Here is a 21,622-nt window from a genome sequence, read left to right as displayed (position 1 = left end):
TCATGACAATTAAAGTGATTGGATTTATTGTGGCTGCAGGATTCTTATATTGGATTGAAATGCCTGGTCTTCGAAACACAAGAAAAAAGAAGGATATTTTCATATTTATAAGCTTATTGGCGGTAGCTATTGTCTTAGGCTTGGCAAAAATTTTTAAAGTATATCATACAACCCCACTGTACTTGATTAGCGGGTTGTTTAAACCCATCAGTGATCTGATACGAATGCTTCAGTAATAAGAAATTCTAAGAAAGGAGTCTTTGTATGCAACAACCATCACCACTTAGTTTCCGCCAGTTTCAAATACTGGTTGTTTTATATACCATAGGTACAACGATTCTAATTATGCCTGCAGCACTAGCCACAGAGTTGAAAGAAAATGCTTGGCTTGCGCCATTGATTGCATTGGTACCCGGGCTACTCATTGTGTTTTTATATAATCGAATTAACAAGGTAGCTCCTGGAGTAACGCTATTCGAATTATGTGAATCGGTATTAGGAAAGTGGATCGGAGGAGTAGTTACCTTTCTTGTGAGTGGATTCTTCTTTCTTGCTTCAGCCATGGTACTATACGATGTAGGAAGATTTATTACGACAGTTATTATGCCGGAAACCCCCATTTTATTTATCAATTTATTGTTCGCAATACTTGTCGTCACTGCCATACGATGCGGTCTGAATATATTTGCTCGCATGGTGGAGTTGCTCTTCCCCATGTTTGTGCTTTTCTTCGTCCTAATGGTTGTATTTCTGTCGCCTCAGATTGATTTTCAGAAAGCTCAACCCTTCTTTAACTTTGAAACCAATCATTTAATCTACTCTATTTTACTGGTCATTAGTATTACATATACACCACTGGTAGTTTTCTTAGTTGTTATCCCGAGATATCTGAAGAAGCCAAAATCAGGGCGCAAAGGTTTCTATCGAGCTGTGTTCATGGGTGGAGGAATTACATTCATTGTCGTAGCGTTAACGATATTGGTCCTAGGATATAACATAACTTCTATACAACAATTTCCTGTGTACTATCTTGCTCAAAAGATTAGCGTTGGAAAATTTCTAGAAAGGGTCGAGGCCATCGTAGCTATTATGTGGCTTATCACGACGTTTGTAAAATTGTCGCTTTATTTCTTCGCCTCTGTCTCCGGTTTTGTTCATATCGCTAAATTGAAGAGTGATCGTGCTGTGCTTCTGCCGTTGGGGTTTATTTTATTGATTATATCCGTCGATATATTCCCTAATTCAATTTATGAAGCTAAATTCAACTCTTCGGATTGGATTGCATCAATCACTTGTGTAGGCATAATTCTTCCGTTATTTCTGCTGGTTGTAAAACTTCTGAAAGATCGACATCAAAAAAAGAAAAACAAATCTGTTTAACCATCGTTACGATCTGATAAGGACAATTTTCTTAATTCTGCTACAATAGAAGAAAAACCTTATAGAAACGATGTTGATCATGAAAATAAATATAGGACAACAAGAAATTCAATTTCATGTAGAGTACGGCTCACGAAAGAAATTATCCATTCATATCGATCCTAATGGCTGGGTTACGGTGAAAGCGCCAACTCGAACAGCTGATGAAGTGATAATGAATGCAGTAAGACAACATGCAGATAAGATTTTGAAGCAATTACAAGCTTTAGAAGCTGCTCGCACAGTTACACTAATAAAAGAATACGAGTCAGAAGGGAAATTCCTTCATTTAGGAAAGTACTATGCCCTTCATGAATTGATCGAAACGAGCGATCGGAGTATCGAAGAGCTTCAACGAGACCTAAAGAAATTTTACTTCGCAAGCTGTAAGAAAATTATTGGGGAACGCATCAAAATCTATCAAAAACAACTGAAAGTTACCCCTAAATCTTTCGTAATTGAGGAATCTAGGACGAAGTGGGGAAGTTGTAACTCAGCTAAGCACCTTACGTTTAACTATCGTCTGGCCATGGCCCCTGTAGAAGTCATTGACTACGTGGTCATTCATGAGCTCTGTCACCTATTACATATGAATCACGATCGTTCATTCTGGCGCCTTGTTGGAAGTGTAATGAAGGATTATAAATCAAAAGAAGAATACCTGGCTAGGTATGGTCAGGCGATGACATTATAATCTTCAATAACCTGTTGTTAAAATGGATAAGGAGGCAGGAATCTGTCTTCTATTTCTTATGTTGCATATGAGGGGGGAGGCATAGAGTGAAAGTATCATTACGTCAGCAGATGATAATCAGCTTTTCTGCCGTATTTATCGTTTTGATTGTGATTTTTGGTAGCTTAATTTTGAACTATAATATATCGAGTTACCAGAATCAGAGTTATGATTCGATCAACAAAGTAGTCAAAGCGAATATCTCATTAATTGATAATTACTTGGATCAGCTTATAACGGTGTCGAAAATTGTAGCTAACGACCAGGACATCATAAAAGCGGTAACCTATCGCAACAGTGTGCAGGAAGTAGATTATGCTGTTGAACTCTATAATCAACGAGAAGTTTCATCCAAGATTAAGCAGCTTGATGTACTAGGCAATATAACGAACGCATTGATCATAGGTAATGATTATGAGTATTTATACTACTATGGAAGTTCACCTGTTCGTGGGTACCGTTTTGATCAACAAGAATGGTTCAATGACGCCAATTATATTGATACGAAATATATACGGTTTACGAATTTTCACCCAGCAGATTACCTATTGGATCATAACAACCGAAATACCGTTTCCGTTATTACACCGATTATAAATGCGAATCAGTATTATGCAGCGGGTCGTGCCTTTTTAATGAGTGATTTTAATATTGACCCTATTATTTCGGATAAAAGTGGACAAGGAAATATGCAAATCGCGATCTATGATGGAATAAATCCTGTCTATTTTTCAAACAACAGTAGTCTTTCAAGCGTGCAGAAAGAGAGAATCAGTGAGGGGCTAGCTAATGGAGATAAGTCTTTTACAGTTGCCAAGAGTGATGTACATCCGGTATCATATCTAGTCGTTAACGAAACTTCACAAGTGTCAGGCTGGACGATTCTAGGGATTATGCCGCTTACGGAAATAGAGGATATGAAATCTACCAATACGACCTTTGTTATCATTATGATTGTAATCGCTTGCATATTGGTCATTATGTTGTCTGGACTTATATCAAAATCTATACTAAACCCTATGCAGCGTCTGCTTCAGCGCTTCAATCAGATTGCTTCTGGAAGAAGGGACATTTCCTTCAAAGAGTCAAAGAGTATGGAGATTAACCTAATATCTGAAACAGCTGAACATATGCTTAAGAACATTAATCAATTAACTGACGATATTGTTGAGGAGCAGAAACGTCTGGCAAGTGAGCAACTCAAGGTGCTTCAGCATCAGATCAATCCTCATTTTTTGAATAATGTACTACAATCCATTAAATCCATGGCGATCAGCGGCGATACCGAATCAATCTCAAAGGCAACGACTTTACTCGGAAAAATATTATCGTATTCCGTATACAATCCATATGATCTTGTGGAACTGAAACAGGAATTAAGTTATACAGAAAATTATATAGCTCTTCAAAATATTCGATTTAATGGCATGATTATTTACAGCTTGAGTTGTGATGATGATCTCGACCATTATCCGGTTCCAAAACTGATGATTCAACCTTTAGTTGAGAATGCTATTGAGCATGGTTTTGAGGATCGCCGGGAAGGCAATCTATCGATCGTTGTAGAAGATGCAGGCGATGAGATTTATATAGCTGTCACCAATGATGGTTCTGTTGTCAATTCAGCCGAAGTAGAACACATCAACAATATCCTAGCAAGTCAGGATACATACAAACAGAACAAGAGTATCGGCCTACTTAATCTTAATCAACGATTGAAAAGCTGTTTTGGTATGCAAGCTGGAGTCAAAATGCTGTCCAGAGAGGGCATGAATACAAGTATTGTCATTACAATACCGAAGCGAAAGAAGGATTAAAATGCTATCAGCGATCATTGCAGATGATGAAATTTTATCGATTAAAATGATGGAGAATATTCTGGATTGGGAGAGTCTTGGCATCCGTATCGTAGGTACAGCCCAGAATGGATTAGAAGCGCTCAATCTATGTCACTTGAATGACCCGAACATTATCATTACGGATATTCAAATGCCTAATCTAAATGGACTGGAATTTATAAAAAAAGCTAGAGTTACAAATCCTGAAGCTGAATTCGTTCTAATCAGCGCTTATGCGGATTTTGATTATGTGAAAAAAGCAATTGAGCTCGGATGTACGAATTACATTTTGAAGCCGATTGATGAACTTGAGCTTGAGCAGACCTTAAAGAAGATCATTGCTAAGATCAGTGACAAGAAAACAGCGGAGAAGAACGCGGTAAACTATCGTATGGAACATGACAGACAAGTCATACAGCGATTTATGACCAATGGAGCCAACCTGCTTGCCGCAGGAAAAAGCGTGAGCAGCCTCGGTTTAGATTTGAAATCGTACACGTTGTTCAGCTTTAATCTGACAGACCAGTCGATGAACGACTATATCGAGAATGGTTTGCAGCTGGACGCACAGATGGGGTTCATCATGGATCGAATGTCCAATGTTATGGATAAGTTCGGTCCTTCTATTGTGTTTGATTACAAGGATTATGCTTGGTCAGCAATTCTTACTGGTGAGTACTCCTATGAATGGCTGGCTGAATGCGCAAAGAGGATGATAGCATTCTTCGCAGAGGATATTCGTATGGATGTTCGAGTGTGCTTCAGTTCTCGTGGCTCTCTGCTGAGTGAACTTCCTGAGGCGTATAAACGTTTAGAAGATCTAAACCGATATAGTGCTTATATTGGAGAAGAGCATGTTCTCGGGTACGGCTACAATATCGTCGAAACAACATTTCAGAAGATAGATTTTTTAGCTTATACGAAGCAGTTGGGCGAATATCTGAATCAGAACGAAGCGGGAGAAGCCGCACGCATTATCGAGGAGGTCTTGTTACTATCCTGTAAATCGGACCCTGCCTCTCTTCATTTGTTTATTGATTTCTACTACAACGCTTTTTGTGCGATTCGAGAGAGACTTATTAAGAAAAATCATTTAAAAGAGCAACAACAATATATCCTTAATATGAGCTATCAGGATATATCGGATATATCTACAGCTGATGAAATGAGCCGGTTCATGAACCGAATATTACAGCTTCTTTCGAGCGAGACTTCGCAGACAATCCGGCCACAGTATAGTGACTTAGTGGAAGCAGGTATTCATTATTTGAATGATAATTTTGATCGTAACCTTTCATTAGAAGAGATATGCTCAGAGCTTTCTGTAAGTAAAAATTACTTCAGCTATTTATTCAAACGTGAGACAGGCTGGAATCTGTGGGCGTATCTGACCGAAATTCGGCTAACGAAATCCAAAGAGTTGCTGCGAACAACCGATTATAAAAGTTATGAGATCGCCTATATGGTCGGATATGACAATCCTAGTTATTTTTCGAAGTTATTTAAGAAAAGCACCGGGCAGACACCGAATGAATACCGGGCTGCAGAAACGTAATAGAGTGCTACTGAAACAGCTAATATATAATCCTATGAAGGCTTACCCTCCGGTAATCTAAGCTTTTGACCTCGGGGTAAGCCTTTTCTGTGATTTGAATCAGATCGTAATAAAGTGATAGAAACGATAAAGGAGGCGTAATATTCTGCAATCGCTTTCATTTTTCGGTCGATAACAGCTTACAACTTGCCAAAACACATTAATTTAATGCTATACAAACGGAATACAGTTTATTCGAACATCAATGTGTCACTGGTATGATATAACAAGAAACACGGTTTGCATTTAAAAGGGGGATACAACACATGAAGAAAAAATGGTTATCTATGCTACTAGTCTTGACCATGATTCCAGCTCTGATTGCTGGCTGTGGAAGTGGCACACCAAAAGGTGAATCATCCAGCTCGGATGGGAAGGATAAGGAAGTGAAGGAACCGGTTGAGATTCGGATCATGGGATACAATGCGGAATCTACCCGGGCGACTTATTTAAAAATGCTAGATGAGAAGCTGCCTAACATTAAGATTGTATTTGAATTTGTCGCACTTGATAATTTCAACAACGTCTTAAATTCTCAGCTTCAAGCTGGACAAGGTCCTGACATTATTGAAGTCGGTGGTGAGACTAGGTTACTAGCTAACGCGGGATTCCTTATGGACCTGACGAACGAAAGCTTTACATCGAAGTATGCGGATGCTGGTTTAGCACCATACTCTCTAGATGGAAAAGTGTATGCTACACCGCTTCAGAGTTGGTATGAAGGTATCTTCTATAACAAAAAGATGTTCCAGGAACATGGAATCGAAGTACCGAAAACCTTTGATGAGTTCATTCAAATCCATAAGCAGTTAGCGGATAAAGGCATTAAACCACAGACGATGGGCGCACAATCTTGGGAACCAATGATGAAACAAAGTATTGGGCTTGTAAACAATGATTTTTATTCCAACCCGGATAACAAGGATTTTGACGAGAAATTCAATAAAGGAGAAGCCAAACTTGCAGACGCATGGCTCCCTGCTGTAGAGAAATGGTCTCAGTTAATCACGGAAGGTATTCTGAAACCGGATATGCTCGGATTAAGTTATGACCAAGCACTAGATGAATTTGCAACAGGTAAAGCAGCGATGTGGGAAAGTGGTCCTTGGGCTGTCGGAACGATTATGGAGAAAAGTCCAGATTTCGAACTAGGTATGTTCCCAATCCCTGGCTCAGAAGAAGGTCCCGGCTGGCTTGTAGGAGGACCTGGATCTGCTTTTGCAGTAAATGCTAATACTGAGCATAAAGAAGAGGTGCTTCAAATTCTAGATTTAACAGCAACACCAGAAGCGCAACAAGCACTAATTAAAGACAATGCGGGTAGCTCTTTCTTGAAAGGTGTAGAAGTAGATTTAGGTGAGATTTATGCTGATTGTGAAGAAGCCTTTAAAGCGGGTAATGTATACGCTCCATGGACAGCAGCATGGGATTCAGGTAACCCCGTGGTAGAAGGCTATGGAAAGTCACTTCAAGAAGTTGTAGCCGGCGTTAAAACGGTGAAACAAGCGCTTGGAGATGCTGATAATATCAATCAGACCATGCGCGAATCGCTCAAATAAAGAGAGAATGAGCCTTGTGCGAAATAGAAACCGGCTGCTTGAATCAGAGCTACCCGGTTTTTATTTCTCTCTGGCTTAAATAGGGGAGGAGAGACACCAGTGAATGCTAAACGAAGAGACAGAGTTTTCCTATTAATGATACTCCCGGCTTTCATCGGTTTTCTAATGTTATTCATTTTACCGACGGTCATGAGTTTCGGATACAGCGTAACCAATTGGTCCGTATATAAGCCAAATTATAATTTTGTAGGTTTGGATAACTACGTAAGTTTATTTAATGACACGAAGAATATTGCGGCGATCAAGCATTCCGTCACATATGCTTTAGTCATTACCGTCATCCAAAATGGTCTTGCCATCGTATTTGCAGTACTGCTTAACCGAAAAGGGATCATGGCTAACATGGTTAAGTCGATTTTCTTCTTACCTGCAGTGCTCAGTATTCTCGTGGTAGGTTTTCTGTTCCAATATATTATGACTTCTGCCGATTACGGACTTTTAAATAATATCATCCAATTTTTTGGAGGTGCGCCTGTCAATTGGCTTGGAAATGGAAAGATTGCACTATATTCCGTGTTAGCCACTCAAGTATGGCAGTGGACAGGATGGAGCATGGTTATCTATATCGCCAATCTAAAAAGCATCGACTCTTCGCTCTATGAAGCTGCAGACATTGATGGCGCTAGTAAGATTCAGACTTTTCGTAGGATTACGCTTCCACTGTTATATCCTGCGGCATCATTCAATATCCTTATGAGTCTAATTGGTGGTCTAAAGGTGTTTGACGTCGTATTCGCGATGACAAAAGGTGGACCGGGGTATGCAACCGAAACCATCATGACCACGCTGATCCGGGAAGGTTTTAATTCCGGACGTACCGCGTATGCTTCGGCATTTGCCGTCGTCTTCTTCGTGATCGTCTTCGTTCTGACCCAATTAATCACCTTCTTCTTAAACAAATGGGAGGAGAAAATAGCATGAGCCAAACGAGAAAATTACAATCTATGGGCATGAACCTTCTGTATGCAATCATCGGTGCGGTCATGCTGCTCCCTATCTATTACTTGCTTGTAACTACATTTAAGACACCCGCTGAAGCGACAGAAAGTCCGCTTGGACTTCCTAAAAGCTTAAGTTTAGGCAACTATATCGAAGCGTTTAATGCCATGAATTATCCACGGGCCTTTATGAACAACTTTTTGATTACAGGTATTGCCGTTGTTGTCCTTGTGCTGATTTCTTCAATGGCAGCCTATGTTATTGCAAGAAGCAACAAGCGGATCTTTAAATGGATGTTCGCCATCTTTATGGTTGGACTCATTATCCCTTTTCAAATTGCGATCATCCCGCTGTATAAAATCATTGCGGGTTTACATTTAATGAATACACTGCCTGGTGTCATATTAATTGATGTGTTTTGTATCAATCTTCCCTTATCCATATTCCTTTTTCGCGGATTCATTAACACAGTCCCTATCGAGCTCGAAGAAGCAGCAGGCATTGACGGATACGGTACATTTAGAACCTTCTGGAGCATTATATTCCCGCTTCTGAAACCGATTGTTTCTACTGTGGCGATTTTGGATGCATTAGCCATATGGAACGATTTCTTAACACCTCTCTTGTTTTTACAGGATCCGAATAAAGCGGTCTTGCTTCAAGAGGTTTACAAAAATGTCGGTCCATTCTCTACGGATTGGACATCGTTTTTCCCCATGTTGGTGTTATCCACTTTACCACTGGTCATCTTCTTCCTCATCATGCAGAAAAGCATTATTGATGGTGTAGTGGCTGGTGCAGTAAAAGGATAATATATTTGAACTCGTCTAAGGAGGAAGTTAAATGTCATGGAGATCGGTAACAAATGTACTCAGAGTTCCAGTGTCGCTAGTATTATTAGCAGGACTGGTTCCTGCAACATTAGCTCACGGAGCTACTGAATGGTCCCAGCAAGTCGAAGCCGAAAGTGGATCAAAGACAGGTACAGTAAAAGAGGAAGTTGTAGTAGGGAATTCGGGGAAAACCGTTAGTTTTATTGATAACGGAGAAGCGAATAGCTTAACTGTTCGAGTCACGCCTCCACAAGGTACAACTTTTGACATGAGCATTCGTTACCGATCAGGAGAGATCCGAAATTTAATGTTCTCTGTTAATCAGCAGGCTCCGCAGCATATATCCTCTCTGAATAGTGGCGGATGGGGCACATTTACAACCGAGATACTTCCAGTGAAACTTACGGCGGGACAGGAAAATACGATTAAATTCTTTGCTCCTACGGGACAGAATGGTCCTGGTCTTGATTATATTACGTTTCGTGAATCATCTCCGTCTCCAATAGAGAAGCCGGGTTACCGGCTGATATTTCAGGAGGAATTTGAGGGTAACAGCTTAGATGAACAGAAGTGGGTAGACAAGTATCTATCTTCATGGACAAAGACCCCTCAGAGGGCTCAGCCGACATACGTGATGGAGAATGGTCTCATGAAACTGCAAATCATGGCTAATACTCAACCGTGGGCACCTGAGTTTGATGGACAAACCGTAGTATCAGGCTTTACAACAGGAAACCGGAATGGACTTCATAATTGGAATGGAAACAATGTTGTTAGAAATCCATTGGAGACTGAGTTAACACATATCAATAAGTATGGTTATTATGAGATTCGTGCGATGGGACAGCCTGGCTCATCACGACATGTTGCTTGGTGGCTTCTAGGATTTGAAGATACACCGATAGAATCTGCAGAAGTTGATATTTTTGAAATTTTGGGTTTGAATGCTCATCAAGTACCCGTTGCCTTTCATCGCTGGGGTGATCCTGATGCGCCGCAGGGCAATGGCTTTACTTACACGAACAACAATAAGGATTTTCACAATGAATTTCATACGTACGGCTTTAATTGGGTCGAGGGTGCAGGAAGTGGAAACCAGCCTGACAAAATGGAGTTTTACGTAGATGGTGTAAAGACAGGCGAAAGAAACGTGAATATTAGCTATCCACTGATTCAACTTTTCTCATTATATGAGAAGAGAGCGGGGGGATGGACAGGACCATGGGTGAGTAAGCCATACCCAAATACATTCCGTATAGACTATGTACGTGTATACAAGCCGATTCCTCAAGGTCATGTAGCACTGCCGCCCGAACAACTTGCTATTACTAATATAGCGAATGTTACGATGTCAGTACCTCCTTCATCCACACCAAAATCTTATACCTCTGCCGTGGTTGGACAAGAAGGACAGACCTTTACAGAACCGAATTTACCTGGAACGAAGTCATACACGGATGTTACTTATAATGATGGAGTCGTTACTCAGGAATTTGTTCGATGGGATCCAATCACAGCTCAGGATTTGGAGAAATTAGCTAGGGGAGAGAGTGTTATTAAGAATGGAGTTCTCCCGAATATTCCTTCCAATACGCAAGGATTGAGCACACCTACTTTGACGATTAAGCCTACCTCTTGGGATACGAATCTAAATCCGAACAAGTTAGATCTCTTATTTGATGGTGATACCACTTCGACTTCGTCGGCTTGGACGGCTGTTATGAATCCACTTCCAGTCAATGCTTTCATTTCTTATCACTTCGGCAGTCAAAAGACGATATCATCTATGTTATTCTCAGCTAATTACGGGAATGGACAGGGCATTCGTTCGTTCACACTTTCATCGTGGGATGCACAGACCAGTAGTTGGATAGACCAAGGCGTAGAGTATACAATCCCTTGGACAAGTGTTGGTGATCGTGAAGCAGGTGAAACGGTAAGGGTTAATCTACAACAGCCGTTAACTAGTTCTGCTATCAAAATCAACATCAAATCCGTCAATACGAAATGGGAGAACAAAATCGTAATGCGGGAGATCACTTTTGTAGAATAAATGAATTTGAAACGTAGACCCGAGTGCTGGATTCTTTGAGAAAAGGATCCACCTTGGGTCTTTTAACGTTTATAATCAATGTATTGATTTTAGTAGGAGCTGATTGCTTGGAAAGAATATTATTAAAGACAATCCGAAAATTTATCGATCCTAGTGCGGAAATTAAGAGTATTGAAAGTAAACCAATTCATATCGGACTCCAAGCAGTTTCCTTACATCGTCATACCATTCATCTAAAGAAATCAGAGAATATCCAACTATCTTTAATTACAAAATACGCATCCATAATAGAACGTAGAGTGCTAAATAGACTTCATTCTCAAGGAGCAAATGTACCATTCTTTTTAACAGATAGCTCTGCGGATGAAGAGAGGGCACTTATATGTTTACAGGATGTTGATTATCAGACTGATTACTCCAATCTAAATATTGCAGCACTTCAGCAAAAAGAATTGCCAGCTCTATGGCATATTCACGCTTCAAATTTAAGACGAGTAGAAGATCTAAGATGGCTGTCTCCGGTAGATATTCATCATATTGAAACGATGATTAACACAAGATGGAGACCACAATGGCAGGCATCTTTAAAAGATGACTGCTTTGTTACTGAATTCGGTGATTATATTCCATGGGTAGAAGCAGCTGCATCCACAATTTTTAAAGATATTATCGATGTTATCAATGAAGAGAGTACTCATACATTAATACATAATGATCTAAATCCAGGTAATGTATTAGTACATAATAACAACGATGTATTTTTTATTGATTGGGAAGATGCTAGATACGGTTCACTGTTTCTTGATTTTCCTTTGCGATGTACTAACTCTGAACAAGTAGAAAAATATAGACAATTTCTAGCGGATCAAGGGATTGTGTATTCCGACCGACGCTTTAGACACCTATTCACGATAGCTTCTCGCTATTTAGGTCTTAAATATATGAGTTGGAACTTAGGAGCGTGGTCTGGCAATAGGCAAGCAAAAGATGATCTTAAGAAATATTTAGATATGGTTGTTGGAAACAACTTCGTCAACCAACAAGATAATATCGTCTCTTTGTAGCGCGAATACATTTGGATTAACTTCATTCAAAGTTTATCAATAGGATAAAAAGGCTGGGAAAACTGCTTTTGAGCATGTCTCTCGGCTCTTTTTTATTTTTTCATTCCAGTGAAGGCCACTCGGCGAATCTCTGTTGCAGTTCTTCCACTTGATTTCTTAATGAGGCGTGAAAGATGATGTGACGTTTTGAAACCGCAGCGGAGAGCAATCTCGCTCACTGTGAGTCCTGTATTCGTGAGCAGTTCGATTGCTTTCGTGATGCGATAGTTCCATAAATATTGGATCGGCGGAACCCCTTCTGAACGATTGAATAAGCGAACTAGGTGTTCAGGAGAGACACCGGATAGGGAAGCTAAGTCCTTGAGGGAGAGCTCCTCTGTATAATGATCTCTAACCCAAGCGAGTGTGCTGTAAACCGCCGGATGCTTCTCCTGCTGCTGGTGCATTCGTAACATCTCGGAAGGATATAAATGAATTGATGCCATCCCCAAACTAAGAAGCGCGGGATCATAGGCATCGGCGTAGCGCTGAATATTCAGCATGAGTTCAATCAACTTGTTCATTTCATCCGTTAACGGGAGGAGCTCAGGTAGCGTATACAAATGCTCGATCAGATTCGGTTCAAGTTGGTGTATACCTACGGCGATCCATCTATGCCAAGTTTCTTCAGTTTTAGAAAAAGTAAATGTTTCTACATGACCTGGTTTTAACAACACGACATTTCCCGGCAAAACATGGAGCTCACGCCCGTCAATGTTGACGTTCATTTCTCCTGTGTACAACATAACTAGCTGAATATCTTGCTGATATCTGGGGCCGTAACTCCCACCTGGAAGATATACTATAGACCCAGCCCATGCGTATCTTATGGATTCAAAGTTAAACAGCACTGAATTTGACAACACGCACTCCTCCTATTCTACGGATTGTATAAATACTTGAAAACATCAATTTGAGACACATATATGCAAATTACAGCCATTGTTTTTATATAGCTATCACTGTATTCTAGGGAATATTAATATGAAGTATTTTACAAAAAAGGAAAGGGTGATGGAGACGCATATATTCTAAGTGAACAGTTATTTACTAATGGAAAAGGGGATGCATTGTATACTGATTGACGACTCAAAAGGTGATATGGATACAAAATTAAATTGCAAGCGCTATCATTTTCTAGGGTGTTTGAGATGTGAAGAAATTATGAAATTTGGGGGTTCTTATGAAAAGAACATTAACGATTCTATTATTCGTAATTTTTATATTCACAACTGCTTGTTCCAACAAAATAGATAATACAACAGTAACAAGCACTGATCCAGTACAAGATGCAAAACCGGTTACACTTACGGTTATGCCAGTGTCAGTTGGAATTAGTGAAGAAGACTTCAATACTTTATTTACTGAACCTGTTAAAGCGAAATATCCTAACATTACATTAGAATTGTTTAAAGGGCCAGATGGAGCAGGAATAGAGGAACTCATCGCAGCCAAAAACACACCTGACATGATGCTGATATGGAACGGTGCAATGCCTTCAGTTAAAGGATTTGAACTATTTCAAGATATAACTCCATTTATAGAAAAGCAAGGTGTTGATATCAATCGTTTTGAAGATGTCGTTCTGGAAACGGTACGAAATGTTTCGGATAACGGTGAATTATATGGTCTGCCGTTCGCTATGCAGTTAAATGCACTTTACTATAACAAAGAAATATTTGATAGTTTCGGTGTTCCATATCCCACAGACGGAATGACGTGGAATGAAGTAACAGAGCTTGCCAAGAAAGTTACAGGTAAAATCGATGGAATGCAATATAGTGGTCTAAGTTATGAACATCTGGAGAGGTTATCTTTCCCTTTAGGCATCGTTCCGGTTGATTCGAAGACGAATAAAGCCAGCGTTAATAACGATGAGTGGAAGCAAGTCTTCCAAACGGCTCATAACATTCTCGAAATACCTGGTAATGACAAAGATACCGCGTGGGCATTTTTGAACAAGACAGGCGCGATGATTGCTGCGATGAACATTTTTCCTAACATGTCCGCAATGTCTGACGAAGGATTTACGAATTGGGATGTTGTGCAATATCCAAGTTTTCCAGGCCATGAAAATACGTACGGAATGGTTGATGCACACATTCTAACGATCAATACTACGTGCGAAAATCCAGATGAAGCAGCGAAAGCAATCAGTGTCATCACCTCTGATGAAGTTCAGAAGTTGAGTGCTTCGAAAACGATGCGCGTAACGGCTCTAAAAAATCCAGAAGTCCAAAATGCTTTCGGTGCCGATAATCCACATGTTAAGGATAAAAATATCGCTGGAGTATTCAAAAGTAAACCTGCACCGGCACCTGTCTTTTCAACATACAATAGTGCTGCTTTAGAGATTACGAATACAAAATTCGATGAATATTTGAATGGAAAAGATTTGAATACAGCTTTAAGAGAAGCAGAAGAGGAAATTAATAAGATGCTCGCGGATAAACCCGAATAATATAAGACTCGAGCAGTCTTCATTAGAAGGCCGCATAGTATTCTTGGCTACGTAAGAGGAGGATGAACAATGGGTATATCCAAAAATCACAGGATGCAGTTCACTCATCATGATTGACAATTCGAATAGATATTAAGGAGATGAGAATGGGATGTTCAATATTTCGGCGGGAAATCTGTTAATACAAATAAATGAAAAAGGCAATGTGGTTGGACTGACTGAAACTACAATCGCCAAACGATATGAATCTGAAATACATATGACATATCTAGTTCAGGTTATCGTTGGTGGTCGAATGGAGGTACCATCGCAGGCTGAATACAATGCGGAATCTGGCATAGTGACGTTGAAGTTTACTCAATGTGGAGCAACTGTGAATGTTCTGACCGAAGAAAAAGGGCTTTATGCAACATTTGAAGTGCAAAGTATAGATGGTCATGTGGATGCCATCATTTGGGGACCTTACATCACGACAATTGACGGTTCAATTGGAGAGTCAGTTGGAGTCGTGCATAATGGATCATTTGCCATTGGCATACAGGCGTTGAATATGAAAACCATCGGCGGATGGCCATTAGAACTCGATAGAGGGGAATATGTCCAAACAACGTATTCGCACCATGGGCAACCAGATCCTGACAGCCAGCTTCCTTCTGATAACAAGTTTGAATACGACGTTTGTGCAGCGTGGCCGACTATTGATGGGAGTATGCTGCAAGCATATGCAAGAAATCGCACCAATGCGGATACGCGTCCGGTATGGAATTTACCTAACGTTGAAGTCGCTCCGCTCACCGGTGATGATGCGCAAATCGTCGGTACGAAGATCGCTTTGTTCGGCTGCACGGTAGACCGGGTGCTTGAGACAATTGAAGCGATAGAACTTGGTGAAGGGCTGCCTCATCCGATGATTGAAGGTATGTGGGGTAAAATATCCCCGGCAGCGAACCAATCGTATTTGATCACCGATTTTTCAGAATTAACAATGGCTGACGCGGTCCGATACACGAAGATGGCTGGTCTAAACTATGTGTACCATCCCGACCCGTTCGTGAACTGGGGTCATTTTACGTTGAAACGTAGAAGTTTTCCGAACGGCGACGAAGGGTTGAAAGCATGCGTTGAGCTTGCTAAAAGCGAAGGTGTTCATGTCGGAGTACATACACTCTCAAACTTTACTACACTAAATGACCCATATGTTACACCAGCGCCAGACGAACGGCTGCAATTGGCGGGAACGGCTAGTCTGGTGATGTCACTAGGTACGGAGGAACAGGAAATCGAAGTGAGCGACCCAGCCCCTTTTGCACAGAATTTGTTCCGTAACTCGGTGAGGATTGGCAGCGAGTTGATAGAATATGACACCGTGACCGAGAATGCACCGTGGAAATTGCTAGGCGTAAGACGAGGCGTTAATGGTACGGTAGTCGCTGAGCATGAAGCGGGTGCGGAGATCGGTCGGTTATGGGATCACCCCTACGACGTCTTTTTCCCGAATATCGTACTGCAAGATAACTATAGTAAACGGATTGCTGAATTGTTCAAGACGACCGGCTTGAAGCAAATTTCATTCGATGGTTTGGAAGGCTTGTACGCAACCGGTCATGAGGCATATGGCGTCAATCGGTTTGTGAAGATGTGCTATGACGGTTGGGGTGATGAAGTGCTCAATGATGCAAGCATCGTTGTTTCTAATTATTTATGGCATGTATTTACTCGATTCAACTGGGGAGAGCCTTGGGGTGCGGCAACACGTGAAGGCCAACTTGAGTGGCGACTAAGTAATCAGCGTTACTTTACCCGTAACTTTATACCACCGATGCTCGGATGGTTTCTAGTTCGATCCGCTTCCGACAGGTTCGAAGCGACAGCGCCGGATGAAATCGAATGGGTGTTGTCGAAAGCGGCCGGATTCGGTGCCGGATTTGCTCTGTGCGTCGATTCGGCAGTGCTACAGCGAAATGGCAATATTGAGATGTTGTTAACGGCGGTACACGAATGGGAAAAAGCTCGACGGACCGAAGCATTTACGCCGGAACAGCGCGAACGGCTACGTGAGCCGAAGGGCGACTGGCACTTGAAACCGATTGATGAGAATCGTTGGAACCTGTATCCCGTTCATATCTCGAAGCCACTTGTATGCAATCCGGCAGAACTGCAGCCAGGGCAACCGGGAGGGGCCGACTGGGCATATTTCAATAAATATGCGGATCAACCGCTGAAGTTTGTTCTGCGTGTTATGCCATCTTATGGTAACGAGGACGCATCTGTGAAGAGACCTACATTTTACACAAGCGGGGTCTACATGTCATTCGAAACGGAAATTATGGCTAATCAATATCTTGTATGCGATGGAGAGCGAACCGGAAAAATCTATGATCAAAACTGGAACCTTCTACAGACGGTTCAAGCATCGGCAGATGCGCCAATCATACGAAATGGTGGGCACACGGTCTCATTCAGTTGTAAATTTGAGGGCGATCCAAAACCGTCTATAAGCGTGAAAATATTTACTTGGGGCGATCCAGAAACGGTCGGCGAAATATGATTGGGTAGAACCCAGCTGTGAATACCCGCTTCTTCTGTGTGATTCTTTGTGGAGTATCAATTTATCAAGGAAAAGTGTTGAGAGTAAAAAAGATGCGATCGATTGTGAAGCAACATTTAAGGATGTGAATGGAAGCGTAAGTGATGCGAGTATATCAATCGGTTTGAAGTGGTATTCACCTTGTATGGTCCGGGCGATTTAATCGGTGTCGGAACTATGCATCGTCGCCGAGTCTTCAGAGCTGGTTGCAGCAAAAATGACGATACAAACAAACATGATTATCAAGTGTAGATGAAAGCCCTCGGTCTCAAATGAGATCGAGGGCTTAGTTTAGATAAACTACATGAAAGTTTTATGCCTTTACTTTTAACAGTTTCGCGATAAAGGCTGCTGCTTCGCCGCGAGTAGCAATCTGCTGAGGAGCAAATCGATTCTGACCTACCCCGCCAACAAGACCTTCCTTAACAGCTGTTGCAACATAAGGTACCGCCCAAGCTGGGATTGATTTGCGATCTGAGAAGGAGAGGGGTGCATTAGCATTTACCTTTAGTCCTGCAGCACGAACCATCCAGGTGGTTACCTCTGCACGATTAAGCTGCTTATCTGCTCTGAATGTACCATCCGCATAACCACTAACAATTCCTGCTTCGATAGCGGAAGAAACATAAGGCTTAGCCCAAGCTGGGATATTCTTCACATCTTTAAATGTAAGGTTATTTACCTGGTTATTCATCCCTAAGGCACGACCTAACATCGTAATAAACTCCGCGCGGTTAATAGTTGCGTTCGGTTTAAACGACTGATCGCTGTAACCCGAAATGTACCCCGCTGTAATACCGGCTTGAATGGCGCTTTCTGCCCAGTGTCCTGAAATGTCTTTAAGTAAAACTGGAGTGGTGCCGGTTCCCTCATTCCCTGTAGAACTACTTCCATTTCCAGTAGTATTTCCGTTGTTCGAACTGTTGGTTCCACTATTGTTGTTATTCGAACCAGAATTGTTGCCATTCGTATTGCCTGATCCGGTGTTACTTCCACCACCGGAAGAATTTCCGCCACTAGAACCAGAACCTGGGGTATTGGGATTACTACCATTGTCCGTACCTGTTCCAGGGCCCGGTGTAGAAGGCTCCGAATCTTTTTTGATAATACCAAATTGATCTACAATGAATGGCTTCGCATCATTTTTATTCTGATCGATTTCATAAGTAACAGCTGTAAACTTGTTACCGTCTACTGTAATACCCATAAAGTTTTGAACCTGGCTCCGTTTGGGTCTACGGTTATCACTTGGATCTGGACCATAGATAGCAGCATGATTTTCCTCGGCTCGATCGAAGAGATTATAATAGCTTTCCCCAAGTTTATCACTAGGGTTCTTGTAGTATACTTTTGGACCTGCTGTTGCAGGGATGACATAGATGCTACCATCTGGATTAACACTATATTCGATGGTTTCTCCATGTAAGGATTCTTTTATTTTCGTAGGAGATGTAGCTTTACCATCTTTAGTAATGGGTTTGGTGCGTGCATAAATATGGTCATGTCCTTGCATAACAAAGTCAATGTCCAGTTCAGCCATAAGGGGTGCAATCTGCTGTCGAACTCCGTTAGCCCCCATGATATCAGAGTCAGTTGCATGGTTTGAGGTCGTATAAGGTCCCTTATGAATATTGACAAATATCCACTTCGCACCTGCTTTTTTGGCTGCAATGGCATCTTTCTTTAACCATTCGATTTGTTCTTCGGAGAAGTTTGCATATTTTTCTGAATCTTCGTTAGAATTCAGTACGATAAAATGAGCATTGTTGTAATCATAGGAATAGTAAGCTCCAGTTTCCGTAGCGGAACCTTTAGGTTCATTAATATTAAAGTGCTCGTAGAAAGCAAAATTCTCGTCCTCATGATTACCAGCAGAAGGTACGAAGGTCGTATTTAATAGACTCTTTTGAGAGAAGCCAAGCAACCAGTCCCATTGTTCTTCTTTAGTGCCCTTATCCACCAAATCTCCATTGTGAACGACAAACTGAGCATCCTTGACGGTTTGAAGTGCTTTTTCAAGTGTCTGTGCAGATAATTCAGCTTCATCTGAAGTTTTAGCTTGTGTATCTGCAAGATCAATGAATGTAAAAGCACCACTTGCTGCTGAAGTTTGAATGGTGCCAACATCACTCCAAACCCCGCGTGCTTTATCTCCTACTCGATAATAATACGTAGTATTCGCTTCAAGTCCAGTGGCCACCGCTTTATGAACGAGTTCGTCTCTGGAATTGCTAGATGGAGCAGAGGAGCCTGTAAATATAATTGCTTTGCTAAAATCAGGTTCTGAATCCGTTTTTTTCGTGATTTGAATAGTTGAATCCGTTAGCTTTGTGGACGTATGCCATGTAAAGCCTTTAGAAGATTTCGTATCTCCATAAAAAGTAGCAGTTACTTTGCTGATCTTCTCATTGCTGTAATCCGGTTCATCCTGTTTGGTAATTCCAAACTGATCTACAATAAAAGGGGTGGCATTGTTAACACTTTGATCGATTTCATAAGTTAATGCACTAAGTTTATCGCCGTCAATTGTAATGCTTGCAAAATTCTGAACCAGTCCGCGCTGAAGACTTCCATTCTTAAAGGCGTGGTTTTCTTCAGCCCGCTCAAATAAATTGAAGTAGTTCTCTCCCAAGGAAGAGCTTTTATTTTTGGAATAGACTTTCGCACCCGCCGTAGAAGGGATGTAATAGATTGTTCCGTTAGGTTTAACGGCATATTCAATAGTATGTCCTTGATAAGTTTCGGTGATTTTTTCTACATTCTCAGCGGTACCATCTGCAAGAATCGGCTTAGACCTTGCATAGATATGATCATGTCCTTGGAGTACAAGATCGATACCAAGCTCATTCATCAAAGGAGCAATCGTCGTACGTTCTCCACCCGGTCCCATGATATCGCTATCCGTTGCATGGCTAGCTGTTGTATAAGGGCCTTTGTGCAAATTGACAATAATCCATTTGGCTCCTGCAGCCTTTGCCTCACTGACATCCTGTTTAAGCCAAGCAACTTGCTCCGGAGAGAAATTACGAAAATCCGAGGAATTCTCATTCGTATTCAGTACGATAAAATGAGCATTACTGTAATCATATGAATAGTATTCACCTGTTTCAGTAGATGAGCCTGGAGGAGATAATATATTGAAATGTTGGTTGAAAGAATACTTTTCTTTCTCATGATTTCCTGTTGCTGGAGCGATGGTTGTATTAAGTAAGCTATTTTGCGAGAAGCCAAGCAACCAGTCCCATTCTTGTTCATTAGAACCACGTTCAACAATGTCGCCGTTTAGCATGAAGAATTCTGCCTCAGGTACGGTCTGCATAGCTTTAGAGATCGTGGCTGCAGATAGTGCAGCTTCTTCTTCATTCTGAGCTTGGGTATCGGATAGATCGACAAAAGTAAAGGCTCCGCTCTCTGGTGCCGTTGTGAATACTCCGACTTCACTCCATATATTTAAGCTTTCGTCTCCCACACGATAGTAATAAGAAGTTTTGGGTTGTAGTCCTGTAGCTTCTGCTTTATGTGAAATTTCATCGGAGTATTTTGCTGATTCTGATCTACCTACGAACTTCATGGCGGAATTAAAATCAGGTAGATCACTTCCTTTTGGAACAACTTGAAGATCGCTGTTTACCGATTGCTTAGGAGTGAACCATGTAAATCCTTTGGCAGTTTTAGGGTCACCCTTAAAAGTAACCGTAACTTTTGTTACTTCAGTCGTAGGCACAGGTGGAGCATCTTCATGTGCATCCAGACGCATATCAAAGTACAAATCCGAGCTACCATCACTCTGCTGATGAACTTCTACTCCGATCTCATTATCTCCATCCCGAAGTAGAGCTTTAAGAGAATTCGTCAGATCGATATCTGAATAAATAACGGGAAGATCTTTACTCGAAATAGCTTTTGTATAGAAGTCGATCGGACCATCCGGCATTCCGAAACGAGTCACTTCTTGACCATTTACATAAAGGACTGCACCATCATCGATGGCAAAGGTTCCGAGGATTTGTCCATAGTTTTGAACCTGCTCCGCATTCACAGTTATATTTTTGCGGAAATATGTAGTGCGTGGCTTCATTTTTTTGTCACTGCCGTAACTAGTGGTCGTTTGTAGTGGCCCAAACTTATCTGTGGCGATCATACTGCCATTATCTTTATAGCCGAATGGGGCTTTTCCTTGACTCCAGCTTGAATCATCGTAGGTGGCTTGCCAAACAGTGCCAAGGTCATTTCCTTGGTCATTGAATTTCCATTCCGAATTCTTTTCCAATAAGATATCCCAATCTTCTAATGATTCAGCAAAGACTGGTGCGCTTTTCGGGATTACGACCAACCCAAGTAGTAGAGCTAGTGCAAGAATCATCGCTGTGCCCTGTTTCAACCGTTTGTTAAACATGAATACACTCCTTTTTTGTTGAGAAAAAATAGTATTTCTTTCAGAAG

Annotated in this window: 14 protein-coding genes; 12 read left to right on the top strand and 2 right to left on the bottom strand. The window is 41.2% G+C overall.

The annotated features are described in order from the left end of the window. The first annotated feature begins 2 nt into the window (after window positions 1-2). From ACK8P5_RS13500 to ACK8P5_RS13455, 10 genes are all read left to right on the top strand, one after another. Window positions 3-236, top strand: coding sequence for a hypothetical protein (locus ACK8P5_RS13500; RefSeq protein WP_422656796.1), 234 nt, complete (start codon window positions 3-5; stop codon window positions 234-236). A gap of 28 nt (window positions 237-264) precedes the next feature. Further along, the gene (locus tag ACK8P5_RS13495; RefSeq protein WP_422656795.1) at window positions 265-1,380 is read left to right on the top strand and encodes a GerAB/ArcD/ProY family transporter; all 1,116 of its coding nucleotides are present in this window, start codon (window positions 265-267) and stop codon (window positions 1,378-1,380) included. Window positions 1,381-1,459: 79 nt separating this feature from the next. Continuing rightward, on the top strand, window positions 1,460-2,113 hold the full coding sequence (locus ACK8P5_RS13490; RefSeq protein ID WP_422656794.1) for a M48 family metallopeptidase: 654 nt from the start codon (window positions 1,460-1,462) through the stop codon (window positions 2,111-2,113). Window positions 2,114-2,199: 86 nt separating this feature from the next. After that, on the top strand, window positions 2,200-3,969 hold the full coding sequence (locus ACK8P5_RS13485) for a sensor histidine kinase (RefSeq protein ID WP_422656793.1): 1,770 nt from the start codon (window positions 2,200-2,202) through the stop codon (window positions 3,967-3,969). 1 nt (window position 3,970) lies between these two features. After that, window positions 3,971-5,545 carry a response regulator transcription factor gene (locus ACK8P5_RS13480; protein WP_422656792.1) on the top strand — a complete coding sequence of 525 codons (1,575 nt, stop codon included), beginning with the start codon at window positions 3,971-3,973 and terminating at the stop codon, window positions 5,543-5,545. A gap of 305 nt (window positions 5,546-5,850) precedes the next feature. Then, window positions 5,851-7,143, top strand: a complete 1,293-nt coding sequence (locus ACK8P5_RS13475) for an ABC transporter substrate-binding protein (protein ID WP_422656791.1) — start codon at window positions 5,851-5,853, stop codon at window positions 7,141-7,143. A gap of 99 nt (window positions 7,144-7,242) precedes the next feature. Further along, window positions 7,243-8,124 carry a carbohydrate ABC transporter permease gene (locus ACK8P5_RS13470; protein ID WP_422656790.1) on the top strand — a complete coding sequence of 294 codons (882 nt, stop codon included), beginning with the start codon at window positions 7,243-7,245 and terminating at the stop codon, window positions 8,122-8,124. After that, entirely contained in the window at window positions 8,121-8,954 is an 834-nt protein-coding gene (locus ACK8P5_RS13465) for a carbohydrate ABC transporter permease (protein ID WP_422656789.1), read from the top strand. Before ACK8P5_RS13470 ends, ACK8P5_RS13465 begins: the two co-directional genes overlap by 4 nt. Before the next feature lie 31 nt (window positions 8,955-8,985). Further along, window positions 8,986-11,028, top strand: coding sequence for a family 16 glycosylhydrolase (locus tag ACK8P5_RS13460; RefSeq protein WP_422656788.1), 2,043 nt, complete (start codon window positions 8,986-8,988; stop codon window positions 11,026-11,028). 107 nt (window positions 11,029-11,135) lie between these two features. Further along, window positions 11,136-12,092: a phosphotransferase gene (locus ACK8P5_RS13455; protein WP_422656787.1), complete on the top strand. Its 957-nt coding sequence runs from the start codon at window positions 11,136-11,138 to the stop codon at window positions 12,090-12,092. Between the two features lie 92 nt (window positions 12,093-12,184). Here the strand turns inward: ACK8P5_RS13455 and ACK8P5_RS13450 are convergent, their stop codons facing one another. After that, the gene (locus ACK8P5_RS13450; protein WP_422656786.1) at window positions 12,185-12,997 is read right to left on the bottom strand and encodes a helix-turn-helix domain-containing protein; all 813 of its coding nucleotides are present in this window, start codon (window positions 12,995-12,997) and stop codon (window positions 12,185-12,187) included. A gap of 317 nt (window positions 12,998-13,314) precedes the next feature. Between ACK8P5_RS13450 and ACK8P5_RS13445 the strand changes: the two genes are divergently transcribed. Together ACK8P5_RS13445 and ACK8P5_RS13440 are read left to right on the top strand one after the other, a co-directional pair. After that, complete coding sequence (locus ACK8P5_RS13445) at window positions 13,315-14,592, top strand: ABC transporter substrate-binding protein (protein WP_422656785.1); 1,278 nt, start codon at window positions 13,315-13,317, stop codon at window positions 14,590-14,592. Between the two features lie 151 nt (window positions 14,593-14,743). Continuing rightward, window positions 14,744-17,140, top strand: coding sequence for a hypothetical protein (locus tag ACK8P5_RS13440; protein WP_422656784.1), 2,397 nt, complete (start codon window positions 14,744-14,746; stop codon window positions 17,138-17,140). 352 nt (window positions 17,141-17,492) lie between these two features. Here ACK8P5_RS13440 and ACK8P5_RS13435 read toward each other — a convergent pair whose 3' ends face one another. Continuing rightward, on the bottom strand, window positions 17,493-21,575 hold the full coding sequence (locus tag ACK8P5_RS13435; RefSeq protein WP_422656783.1) for an S-layer homology domain-containing protein: 4,083 nt from the start codon (window positions 21,573-21,575) through the stop codon (window positions 17,493-17,495). Between the last annotated feature and the right edge of the window lie 47 nt (window positions 21,576-21,622).

The sequence above is a fragment of the Paenibacillus sp. EC2-1 genome, assembly GCF_049311625.1.
Classification (GTDB): domain Bacteria; phylum Bacillota; class Bacilli; order Paenibacillales; family Paenibacillaceae; genus Paenibacillus_AQ.
Note: the sequence above shows the minus strand (reverse complement) of the source record. Positions and strands in the feature narration are given on the sequence as shown.

What these genes read in the sequence shown, in the direction of transcription:
- ACK8P5_RS13500 (WP_422656796.1), top strand. Translation starts at nt 3, where the DNA reads ATGACAATTAAAGTGATTGGATTTATTGTGGCTGCAGGATTCTTATAT.
- ACK8P5_RS13495 (WP_422656795.1), top strand. Translation starts at nt 265, where the DNA reads ATGCAACAACCATCACCACTTAGTTTCCGCCAGTTTCAAATACTGGTT.
- ACK8P5_RS13490 (WP_422656794.1), top strand. Translation starts at nt 1,460, where the DNA reads ATGAAAATAAATATAGGACAACAAGAAATTCAATTTCATGTAGAGTAC.
- ACK8P5_RS13480 (WP_422656792.1), top strand. Translation starts at nt 3,971, where the DNA reads ATGCTATCAGCGATCATTGCAGATGATGAAATTTTATCGATTAAAATG.
- ACK8P5_RS13475 (WP_422656791.1), top strand. Translation starts at nt 5,851, where the DNA reads ATGAAGAAAAAATGGTTATCTATGCTACTAGTCTTGACCATGATTCCA.
- ACK8P5_RS13465 (WP_422656789.1), top strand. Translation starts at nt 8,121, where the DNA reads ATGAGCCAAACGAGAAAATTACAATCTATGGGCATGAACCTTCTGTAT.
- ACK8P5_RS13460 (WP_422656788.1), top strand. Translation starts at nt 8,986, where the DNA reads ATGTCATGGAGATCGGTAACAAATGTACTCAGAGTTCCAGTGTCGCTA.
- ACK8P5_RS13445 (WP_422656785.1), top strand. Translation starts at nt 13,315, where the DNA reads ATGAAAAGAACATTAACGATTCTATTATTCGTAATTTTTATATTCACA.
- ACK8P5_RS13440 (WP_422656784.1), top strand. Translation starts at nt 14,744, where the DNA reads ATGTTCAATATTTCGGCGGGAAATCTGTTAATACAAATAAATGAAAAA.
- ACK8P5_RS13435 (WP_422656783.1), bottom strand. Translation starts at nt 21,575, where the DNA reads ATGTTTAACAAACGGTTGAAACAGGGCACAGCGATGATTCTTGCACTA.